Source organism: Amaricoccus sp. (assembly GCF_036846665.1).
In the GTDB taxonomy this organism is placed as follows: domain Bacteria; phylum Pseudomonadota; class Alphaproteobacteria; order Rhodobacterales; family Rhodobacteraceae; genus Amaricoccus.
Genome location: NZ_DAIUBO010000011.1, coordinates 24011 through 34377, shown reverse-complemented (window position 1 = coordinate 34377; position 10367 = coordinate 24011). Strand labels below are relative to the sequence as shown.

Here is a 10367-nt window from a genome sequence, read left to right as displayed (position 1 = left end):
CAACGAGAAGGAGCTGCCCGACGCCTTCCTGCGCCGCTGCTTCTTCCACTACATCCGCTTCCCCAACCCGGAGACGCTGGCGAGCATCGTCGAGGTTCACTTTCCCGGCATCAAGGCGTCGCTGGTGCGCAACGCGCTGACCCAGTTCTTCGAGATCCGCGAGACGCCGGGGCTGAAGAAGAAGCCCTCCACCTCGGAGGTGCTGGACTGGCTGAAGCTGCTGCTCGCCGAGGATCTGGCACCCGAGGACCTGCGCCGGGACGCCGCGAGCGCCCTGCCGCAGCTGCACGGGGCGCTGCTCAAGAACGAGCAGGACGTGCATCTCTTCGAGCGGCTGGCCTTCATCGCCCGGAGCCGCCGATCGTGACGGAGAGATGTCACTTTTGGCATGACAACCCGCAGGCAGCGCACTATGTTGCACCGCAACAAACGGGGGAATCGATCGATGTCAAGACGACGCAGCTCGGGATTTTCTGCGGATCCGGTGACGGATGCCGTATCGGCCTGGATGCGCTTCGCCCTGTCCTACGGTCAGATGAACCTGGCGGCGACCGAGGTCATCATGCGCCGCAGCATGAAGATGTCGCTGGGGCGCATGAGCGCCCCCGAGGCCGCCGGCATGGTGCTCGAAAAGGCGACGGCCTTCGCGAAGGCCTCCGAGAACGCCGCGGTCGCGGCGTTCCGCGGGGCCGATCCGGCCCGGATCGCCACCGCGGCGCTGCGGCCGATCCACGCCAAGACCCGCTCGAACGCGCGCAAGTACCGCGCCTGAGCGCCCCCCGACCCCGCCGCGCGGCCGCGCCATGAGCGCCGCCGGGCCGCGGCATTGCCCGCAAGGGTGAGCGGCATGGGTCTCCGTCCCGCCCTCTGGATCGCCCTCGCGATGCTCGCGGGCTGCGCGACCGTTCCGGCGCAGCCGATCACCAGCGTGCGATTCGCGGCGGCGAAGCTGCCCAAGGGCGTCGATCGCTCCAACCGCGACCTCGCGGAGGATTTCCTCGACCTCACCTTCGCGCTCGAGAGCGGCGAGGAGATCGGCGGGCTCTTGCGCTACGAGGCGCCGATCCGGGTGCATGTGACCTCCCCCGAGCTCGAGCCCTATCGCGGCGACCTGGAGGAGCTTCTCGCCCGGCTGCGGGACGAGGCCGGCATCGACATCGCGCTGACCGAGGATGCGGCCGAGGCGCAGATCGCCATCGAGGCCGTGCCCGCGGCGGAGATCAGCCGGGTCTATCCCACCGCCGCCTGCTTCATCGTGCCGGGCGAGCGGGGCTGGAAGAGCTTCCTGCGCGGCCGGCCGGACGCGCGGCTGCGCTGGTCGGCGCAGACCGAGCTCGAGGGGGCGGCGATCTTCCTGCCGGTCGACACCACGCCCCAGGACGTGCGCGACTGCCTCAACGAGGAGCTCACCCAGGCGCTCGGGCCGGCGAACGATCTCTACCGGCTGCCGGATTCGATCTGGAACGACGACAATTTCCACGGCATCGCCACCTCCTTCGACATGCTGATGCTGCGGACCCTCTACCGGCCGGAGCTGAAGAGCGGCATGAGCCGGGAGCAGGTCGCGGCGCGGTTGCCGAAGCTGCTCGACCGCACCAATCCCGCCGGCCGCGGCAAGCCCCGGCAGGCGCGGAACCCCGAATCGCGCGCCTGGGGCGGCGCCATCGAGACGGCGCTCTCGCGCAGCACGCCGACCGGGCGCCGCCAGGACTCGGCGGAGATCGCCACCCAGATCGCCGCGGAGATGCGCCCGGTCGACCATCGGCTCGCGGTGTCCCTGCTCACGCTCGGGCGGCTCGACCTGCGCCGCGATCCCGCCGCCGCGGCGCGGGATTTCTCCGAGGCCTACCGGCTGTCGCGGGAGAGGTTCGGCGTCAACGACGTCCGCACCGCCCAGGCCGGGGTGCATGTGGCGGCGCTCGCGCTCGGGACGGGCCAGTACCGGGCGGCCGTCCGGCTCGCCGAGCTGCATGTGCCCGCGGCGCAGGCCGGGCAGAACGCGATCCTGATCGCCGGCCTGCTCTCGATCAAGGCCCAGGCGCTCTTCGAGCTCGGCGAGACCGAGGCGGCCCAGGAAGCCCGCCTCGACAGCCTGCGCTGGGCGCGCTATGGCTTCGGCGACAGCGACGGGGCGCTGGCCCGCGAACAGGCGCAGATCGCGGCGCTGATGCGTCTCGAGGATGGATGAATGCTCCTGCCCATCGCCTTCGCCTTCGGCATGATCCTCGGCTGGCAGCGCGCGACGCGGCGCGGCGGCGACCGGCTCGACAAGTGGCAATACGGCATCGCCCATGGCATCGCCTTCACGCTCGTGGCCCTCGCGCTGACCATCCTCGCCCGGCGCTTCGGGCTGATCTGAGCGCGCCCTTGTTCACCGGCTTCTACGATCGATTGCGCGCCGCGAAGCTGCCGGTCTCGCTGCGGGAATACCTGAGCTTTCTCGAGGCGCTCGCGGCGCAGGTCGTGCTCTACGACGCGGAGGGCTTCTATTATCTCGCCCGCGCCACGCTGGTGAAGGACGAGCGGCATGTGGACCGCTTCGACCGGGCCTTCGCCGAGAGCTTCAGCGGGCTCGACTCCCTGGGCCCGGAGGCGGTGCTGGCCGCGGTCGAGCTGCCCGCCGAATGGCTGCGCAAGCTCGCCGAGGCGCATCTGAGCGCGGAGGAACGCGCGCGGATCGAGGCCGCGGGCGGGTTCGAGACGCTGATGGAGATGCTCGCGCAGCGATTGCGCGAGCAGAAGGGCCGGCATCAGGGCGGCTCGAAATGGATCGGCACCGCCGGGACCTCGCCCTTCGGCGCCTTCGGCTACAATCCCGAGGGCATGCGCATCGGCCAGGACGCGAGCCGCCACCGGCGTGCCGTCAAGGTCTGGGACCGCCGCGAGTTCCGCGACCTCGACGACGGCGTGGAGCTCGGCACGCGCGGCATCAAGCTGGCGCTGCGCCGGCTGCGCCGCTGGGCGCGCGAGGGATCGGCCGACGAGCTCGACCTCGACCACACGATCCGCCGCACCGCCGAGCAGGGCTGGCTCGAGGTCGTCACCCGTCCCGAGCGGCACAATGCCGTCAAGCTCCTGCTCTTCCTCGACGTGGGCGGCTCGATGGACCCGCATGTCCGGCAGGTCGAGGAGCTCTTCTCCGCCGCGCGGTCGGAGTTCCGGCATCTGGAGCATTTCTATTTCCACAACTGCCTCTACGAAGGCGTCTGGCGCGACAATCGCCGGCGGTGGGACGCGCAGCTTCCGACCGCGGAGCTGCTGCGGACCTATCCGGCCGACTACCGCGTGATCTTCGTCGGGGATGCCGCCATGTCGCCCTACGAGATCAGCCATCCCGGCGGCGCCAACGAGCATTGGAATGCCGAGAGCGGCGAGGTCTGGCTGAGGCGCCTGCTCGATGTCTGGGGCCGCGCGATCTGGATCAATCCGCTGCCGGAGCGGAGCTGGGGCTACAGCCCCTCGATCGGAATGATCGGGGAGATCTTCGGCGCAAGGATGTATCCCCTGACGCTGGCGGGGCTGGAGGCGGGCATCCGCGAGCTGGCGTCGTGAGGCCGGAGGGGTTTCATCGGCGGGCGAGGCGATTGCATTCGGATCCGATGGCCGTGGCCGCGTGCTTCGATATTGCCCAGAGCGGCAATTCTTCTGTGGAGCGTGTCGACAACTCCCGCCCGTGCGCCAGCACGGGCAGCGCCCGCCCGCCCCGTCACGCCGGGAGGCGTGCCTCCGGCACGACGCGGGCGCTTCCGCGCCCCCCTCGGGCGGTCGCTGCCCATGCTTACCCGGCAGAGCGGACTGGCCTGGCGGCTTTCCGACGGATTGGCCCAAGCCTGCCCGCCAGGCGAGATCTCGTCCGGCCGAGAACCCGAAAGCCGGGCATGGCCGGGCGGCTGCCCCGGAAACCGAACCTTGGCTGATCCGACCCCGCAGCCCTCGCTCTTCGACGAGGGGCCCTTCGCGCCCTGCCCCGCCCCGTTCAACATGGCCGCGCATACCCTTGCCGCGGCGGCGATCACGCCGGAGAAGGTTGCCCTAGAGGTGATCGCGGGCCCCGGCGCGGTCGCGGCGCGCTGGACGCACGGGGAGCTGGCAGAGGCGGTGCGCCGGACGGCCGCCGGCCTCGCGGCAGCGGGCATCCGCCCCGGGGACCGGATGCTGCTGCGCCTCGGCAACAGTGCCGAATTCCCGATCCTGTTCTTCGCCGCCATCGCTCTGGGCGCGGTGCCGGCGCCGGCCTCGCCGCAGCTCACGCGCGCCGAGGTGGCGGCGATCCTCGCCGATCTCGATCCCGCCCTGGTCGCGCTCGGCGCGGGCCTCGACCTGCCGCCGGGTGTCGCCTGCCCGGTCATCGGCCCCGCCGAGATCGCGGCGCTCGGCAGGCATCCGCCGCGGCGCTTCGCCGCGACCATGCCGGACGATCCAGCCTTCATCGTCTATACCTCCGGCACCAGCGGCCGGCCCAAGGGCGTGCTGCATGCCCAGCGCGCGGCCTGGGCGCGGCGCATGATGTGGCAGGGCTGGTACGGGCTCAAGCCGGACGACCGGGTGCTGCATGCGGGCGCCTTCAACTGGACCTATACCCTGGGGGCGGGCCTCACCGATCCCTGGGCGGCGGGGGCGACGGCGCTTATCCATGCCGGCCCGCCCGACCGGCATGTCTGGCCGCGGCTGGCGGCCGCCCATGGCGCGACGATCTTCGCCGCCGTGCCGGGTGTCTATCGCCAGATGCTCGATGCGCCCGGTCTCGCAGAGGGCTTCGCCGGCCTGCGCCACGGGCTCAGCGCCGGGGAGGCGCTGGCGGAGACGGTGGCGGAGACCTGGAGCCGTGCCACCGGCAGGCCGATCTACCAGGCGCTCGGCATGTCGGAGATCTCGACCTATATCTCTTTCTCGCCCGAGGATCCGCCGGTTCCCGGCCGGTCCGGGCGGCCCCAGCGGGGCCGTCGGGTGGCGATCCTCGGCGAGACCGGCGACGCGCCGCTGCCGCGCGGCACCGACGGGCTGCTCGCGGTCGGCCGGCGCGATCCCGGGCTGATGCTGGGCTACTGGCGGCGGCCGGAGGAGACCGCGGCCGCCTTCCGCGGCGAATGGTTCCTGACCGGCGACCGGGCGCGGATGGCGGCGGACGGCACGATCACCCATCTCGGCCGCGCCGACGAGGTGATGAACGCCGGCGGCTACCGCGTCGCGCCCCAGGAGGTCGAGGCGGCGCTCCTGCGTCATCCCGGCGTCGCCGAGGCGGCCGTCGTCGATCTGCCGGTGCGCGACGGGGTCTCGATCATCGCGGCCTTCTTCGTGCCGGCGGGCGATGCGCCGGAGGCCGCGGCGCTCGCGCGCCATTGCGAGGGGCTGCTGGCGCGGTACAAATGCCCCAGGGAATTCCATGCCGTCGCGAACCTGCCGCGGGGCAGCAACGGCAAGCTCATCCGCCGGAAGCTCCGCGACGTTCGGGGCGGGATGTGAGCGCGCCCGACATCCTGTGCCGCACGATCCGCCTCGGGGCGACGCCTTTCCCAGGTGCCCGCGCTGCCGGTGCCTATGGGGGTGCGGTGTCCCACGGCCAACCCGAACCGGCGAAAGCGAGGCGCTGCCTTCGCGCCGGTTCACCGGCCGGAGCGCGCGGGCCTGGAGGCCGAAGCGGGTAGGGCTGCACCGGCGGGTTCGTCACTTGCCGGATGCGCGGGGGAAGGCGATGCCCGTCCGATGCCATCACCCGGAGGCCTCGTCACCCGTCCGAGGCGCCGGCGGCGCCTCGGGTCCAGGTTCCGGGGCGCTTGAGGAAATCGTGCAGGGTCTTGCCCGGTTCGGGCCGGAACGGGGCGAGCTCGGGCACGGTGAAGCCGCGCATGCGGTCGAGGCGGAAGGTGCGGAAATCCTCGCGCAGCTCGCACCAGGCCGCGAGGACCCAGACCGGGCCGAAGAAGGCCATTGACAGCGGCCGCACGGTGCGCTCGCTCACCTGGCCGAGCACGTCGGTATAGCCGAAATGCACCCGGAGCCGCTGGCGCAGGGCGCGGCGCAGATCGGCGAGATCGAAGCCGAGCGGCTCGACGAAATGCGTCTCCGGGGCCAGCAGCGCGGTTCCCGCCATGTAGCCGCGCAGGCGTTCGGGGATCACCGCCTCGATCTTGGCGATGACGTCCGTAGCCGCCTCCGCCAGCTCGCCGTCGGCCCAGGATTCGACGATCCTCGCGCCGAGCACCAGCGCCTCGATCTCCGCCTCCTTGAACATCAGGGGCGGCAGGTCGAAGCCGGGGCGCAGGGTGTAGCCGACCCCCGCCTCGCCCTCGATCGGCACGCCCGAGGCGGCCAGATCGGCGATGTCGCGATAGATCGTGCGCTCGGAGACCTCGAGCGCCGCCCCGAGCTCGCGCGCCGTCACGGTCGGGCGCCGGCGCATCAGCTGGATGATCTCGAACAGGCGATCGGCGCGGCGCATGAACTCCTCCCGGCGGCGGTCGGCGCGAGCCTGGCGCAAGCCTCCTGGCACCACCTTGTCAGGAGCCCGCCGCGCTCCTGACAGGATGCTGGCAAGGGCCTCCGGGCACAATGCGCCATGCACTCAGAAACGGAGAGAGATCATGGCCTATCCCGAAATCCGCACCGCACCGCCCCCGGGCTTCGCCGCGCTGGCGAGCACCCTCGCCCGGCGCTGGCGCGCCCGCTCGGCGGCAGGCCGGGCGCGGCGGGCGCTGCGCGGGCTGAGCGACGCGAGCCTGCGCGACATCGGCCTCGAACGTCACCAGATCGAGCCCTTGGCGCCGGAGTGGCGCTGGCCGCTCTGAATGGCGGCCGCGTGGCCGGTTCGGGCAAGGGTCGTCGTGCGGCCGAGCCGTCAGGCGCTGGTGAGCTGTTGCGCCTTGGCGGCGGGCGCGGCCAGCGCGGCGAGATCGCGGGCGATGCCGAAGGCGCCGACCAGGCGCTTCTTCTCGCTGTCCCAGTCGCGGCGGACGACGATCCTGTTGTCCCGGACCTTGGCGTGGCCGTTCTGGTCCTGGATGAACTGCACCAGGCCCGCCGGATTGGCGTAGCGGTCGTTGTGGAACTGCACCGTCGCGCCCTTCGGCCCGCCGTCGAGCCGCGCGATGCCGGCGCGTTTGCAGAGCGCCTTGATGCGGACGACCAGCATCAGCGTCTCGACCTCCTTCGGCAGCGGCCCGAAGCGGTCGATCAGCTCCGCCGCGAAGCCCTCCATCTCGACCTTGCGCTCGAGGCCCGAGAGCCGCCGGTAGAGCCCGAGGCGCACGTCGAGGTCGGGGACATAGGGCTCGGGGATCAAGACCGGCACGCCGAGGTTGATCTGCGGCGACCATTCGCCCTCGTCGGCCATCCCGACCTCGCCGGACTGCAGCTTGGCGATCGCCTCGTGCAGCATGTCCTGATAGAGCTCGAAGCCGACTTCGCGCACATGGCCGGACTGCTCCTCGCCGAGCAGGTTGCCCGCGCCGCGGATGTCGAGGTCCTGGCTCGCCAGCGTGAAGCCGGCGCCGAGGCTGTCGAGCGCGCCGAGCACGCGCAGCCGCTTCTCGGCCTGCACGGTCAGGGGCTTGCGCGGCTCGGTCATGAAGAAGGCATAGGCCCTGAGCTTGGAGCGCCCGACGCGGCCGCGGATCTGGTAGAGCTGGGCGAGGCCGAACATGTCGGCGCGATCGACGATCAGCGTATTGGCAGCGGGGATGTCGAGGCCGCTCTCGATGATGGTCGTCGACAAGAGCACGTCGAACTGGCCGTCGTAGAAGGCGTTCATCCGCGCGTCGAGATCGCCCGCCGCCATCTGGCCGTGGGCGACCAGCACCCGCACCTCCGGCACCTGCTCGCGCAGATGCGCCTCGACCTCGGCGATGTCGGCGATGCGGGGGACCACGTAGAAGGACTGCCCGCCCCGGTAGTGCTCGCGCAGCAGCGCCTCGCGCACGGTCACCGCGTCGAACTCGCTGACATAGGTGCGGATCGCCAGCCGGTCGACCGGGGGCGTGGCGATGAGCGAGAGCTCGCGCACCCCCGAGAGCGCCAGCTGCAGCGTGCGCGGGATCGGCGTGGCGGTGAGCGTGAGCACATGCACGTCCGAGCGCAGCTGCTTCAGCCGCTCCTTGTGCTGGACGCCGAAATGCTGCTCCTCGTCAATGACGAGGAGGCCGAGGGCGGCGAATTTCACCGATTTCGCCAAGAGCGCATGGGTGCCGATCACGATCTCGATCGTCCCGTCGGCGAGGCCGGCCCGGGTCTCGGCCGCTTCCCGGGCGGGCACGAAGCGGCTGAGCTGGCGGACCCTGAGCGGCAGGCCGCGGAACCGCTCGGTGAAGCTCTTGAAATGCTGCCGCGCGAGCAGGGTCGTCGGCGCGACCACCGCGACCTGCACCCCCGACATCGCCGCGACGAAGGCCGCGCGCAGCGCCACTTCCGTCTTGCCGAAGCCCACGTCGCCGCAGATCAGCCGGTCCATCGGCCGGCCCGATTCCATGTCCGCCAGCACGTCGGCGATGGCGGCGAGCTGGTCGTCGGTCTCGGCATAGGGGAAGCGGGCGCAGAATTCCTCCCAGGCGTGATGGTCGGGCGGGGCCAGCACCGTGCCCTTGCGCAGCGCCCGTTCGGCGGCGATGCGGATCAGCCGCTCGGCCATGTCGCGGATGCGCGCCTTGAGCCGCGCCTTCTTGGCCTGCCAGGCGCCGCCGCCGAGCCGGTCGAGCAGCCCCTCCTCGTGGCCGTAGCGGGTCAGGAGCTCGATGTTCTCCACCGGCAGGTAGAGCTTGTCGCCGCCGGCGTATTCGAGCGCGAGGCATTCGTGCGGCGCGCCCATGGCGGTGACGGTCTCGAGCCCGAGATAGCGGCCGACGCCGTGGTCGACATGCACCACGAGATCGCCGGGCGAGAGCCCCGCCGCCTCGGTCAGGAAGTTCTCGGCGCGCTTGCGCCGGCGCGGCGCGCGGATCAGCCGGTCGCCCAGCACGTCCTGCTCGGCGATCACCGTGAGCCCCGGCGCCTCGAAGCCGTGTTCGAGCGGCCAGACCGCGAGATGCAATGCGCCGCCCCTGCCCGCGATCTCGCCGGCGGAGGCGATCTCGACCGCGCCCTCGACGCCGCTGTCGGCGAGAAGCCCCGCCAGCCGCTCGCGGGCGCCCCGGGAATAGGAGGCGACGACCACGTCGCCGCTGCGGCGCTTCGCCGCGATGTGCCCGGCCAGCGCGCCGAAGAGGCTGAGGCTCTCCTGCTGGCGTTCCGGCGCGAAATCGCGGCCGATCCGTCCACCGGCGTCGATCACGCCCGGCCCGAGCGGCTGCGGCAGGGCCTTGAGCTGCTCCACGCGCCGCCCCGCCACCGCCGCCGCGAAGGCGGGCGCGTCGAGGTAGAGCGATCCCGGCGGCGCGGGCTTGTAGATCGTGCCGAGCCGCGCCTTGGCGGCCAGCGCCGCCGTGCGCGCGGCATATTGCTCGCTCAGCGCCTCCCAGCGCGCCGCCTGCGCCGCCTCGAAGGCATCATCGAGCAGGACCGGCGCCCCGGGCAGATAGTCGAAGAGCGTCTCCAGCCGCGCGTGATAGAAGGGCAGCCAATGCTCGTAGCCCTGGTGCTTGCGCCCGGCACTCACCGCCTCGTAGAGCGGATCGTCCCGCCCCGCGGCGCCGAATTCCGCCCGGTAGCGGGTACGGAAGCGCTCGATCGAGGCTTCGTCGAGGATCACCTCGGAGACCGGGGCGAGCTCGATCCGCCCGACGGTCTCCAGGGTGCGCTGGGTCTCGGCATCGAAGCGGCGCGCGCTTTCCAGCACGTCGCCGAAGAGATCGAGCCGCACCGGCCCCCTGTTGCCCGGCGGATAGAGGTCGATCAGCCCGCCGCGCACCGCGAATTCGCCCGGCTCGGTCACGGTCGCGGCCTGCTGGAAGCCCATGCGCGCGAGATAGGCCCGGAGCTCGGCCAGATCGAGGCGCCGGCCGACCTCCGCGGTGAAGCACGAGGCGCGCAGGACGGCGCGGGCGGGCACCATCTGGGTCGCCGCATTGACCGTTGTCAGCACCGCCGCCGGGCGGTCGAAGCCATCCGCGAGGGCCGCGAGCGTCGCCATGCGCGCCGCGGCGATCTCGGGATTGGGCGAGATCCGGTCGTAGGGCAGGCAGTCCCAGGCGGGAAAGCTCAGCACCGGCACGGCGGGCGCGAAGAACTTCAGCGAGGCGCGCAGGCTCGCCAGCCGCGCGTCGTCGCGGGCGACATGGATCACCGGGCCGCCGGTGCGGGCCAGGATGCCGGCAAGATACCGCGCGTCGAACCCCTCGGGGCAGCCGCCGACGACGAGGCGCCCGGTCGCGGGTGAGGGAGAGCGGGTCATGGCGCGCGACCTAGCGCAAGGCCAGCGCCCCCGCAAGCCGGCGCGGGCG

General features: G+C 72.0%; 8 protein-coding genes and 1 pseudogene. 7 read left to right on the top strand and 2 right to left on the bottom strand.

Annotation, left to right across the window (positions count from 1 at the left end):
• The 6 genes and pseudogenes from V7050_RS02260 to V7050_RS02235 form a co-directional block, all read left to right on the top strand.
• A pseudogene (locus V7050_RS02260) lies at positions 1-367 on the top strand (AAA family ATPase); the annotation flags it as partial.
• A gap of 78 nt (positions 368-445) precedes the next feature.
• Complete coding sequence (locus tag V7050_RS02255) at positions 446-772, top strand: antifreeze protein (protein ID WP_324364908.1); 327 nt, start codon at positions 446-448, stop codon at positions 770-772.
• A gap of 75 nt (positions 773-847) precedes the next feature.
• Positions 848-2188, top strand: coding sequence for a DUF2927 domain-containing protein (locus V7050_RS02250; RefSeq protein WP_324364905.1), 1341 nt, complete (start codon positions 848-850; stop codon positions 2186-2188).
• A complete protein-coding gene (locus V7050_RS02245; RefSeq protein WP_324364903.1) occupies positions 2189-2359 on the top strand; it encodes a hypothetical protein in 171 nt (56 codons plus the stop codon).
• Between the two features lie 8 nt (positions 2360-2367).
• Positions 2368-3552: a vWA domain-containing protein gene (locus tag V7050_RS02240; protein ID WP_324364901.1), complete on the top strand. Its 1185-nt coding sequence runs from the start codon at positions 2368-2370 to the stop codon at positions 3550-3552.
• 357 nt (positions 3553-3909) lie between these two features.
• On the top strand, positions 3910-5463 hold the full coding sequence (locus V7050_RS02235; RefSeq protein WP_324364899.1) for a class I adenylate-forming enzyme family protein: 1554 nt from the start codon (positions 3910-3912) through the stop codon (positions 5461-5463).
• A gap of 262 nt (positions 5464-5725) precedes the next feature.
• Here the strand turns inward: V7050_RS02235 and V7050_RS02230 are convergent, their stop codons facing one another.
• On the bottom strand, positions 5726-6439 hold the full coding sequence (locus tag V7050_RS02230) for a helix-turn-helix transcriptional regulator (RefSeq protein WP_324364897.1): 714 nt from the start codon (positions 6437-6439) through the stop codon (positions 5726-5728).
• A gap of 142 nt (positions 6440-6581) precedes the next feature.
• Here V7050_RS02230 and V7050_RS02225 point away from each other — a divergent pair, with 142 nt between their 5' ends.
• A complete protein-coding gene (locus tag V7050_RS02225; protein WP_324364895.1) occupies positions 6582-6785 on the top strand; it encodes a DUF1127 domain-containing protein in 204 nt (67 codons plus the stop codon).
• Positions 6786-6835: 50 nt separating this feature from the next.
• On the opposite strand, the gene mfd is transcribed toward V7050_RS02225, so the two are convergent.
• A complete protein-coding gene (gene mfd, locus V7050_RS02220) occupies positions 6836-10318 on the bottom strand; it encodes a transcription-repair coupling factor (RefSeq protein ID WP_324364893.1) in 3483 nt (1160 codons plus the stop codon).
• Positions 10319-10367: the final 49 nt, after the last annotated feature.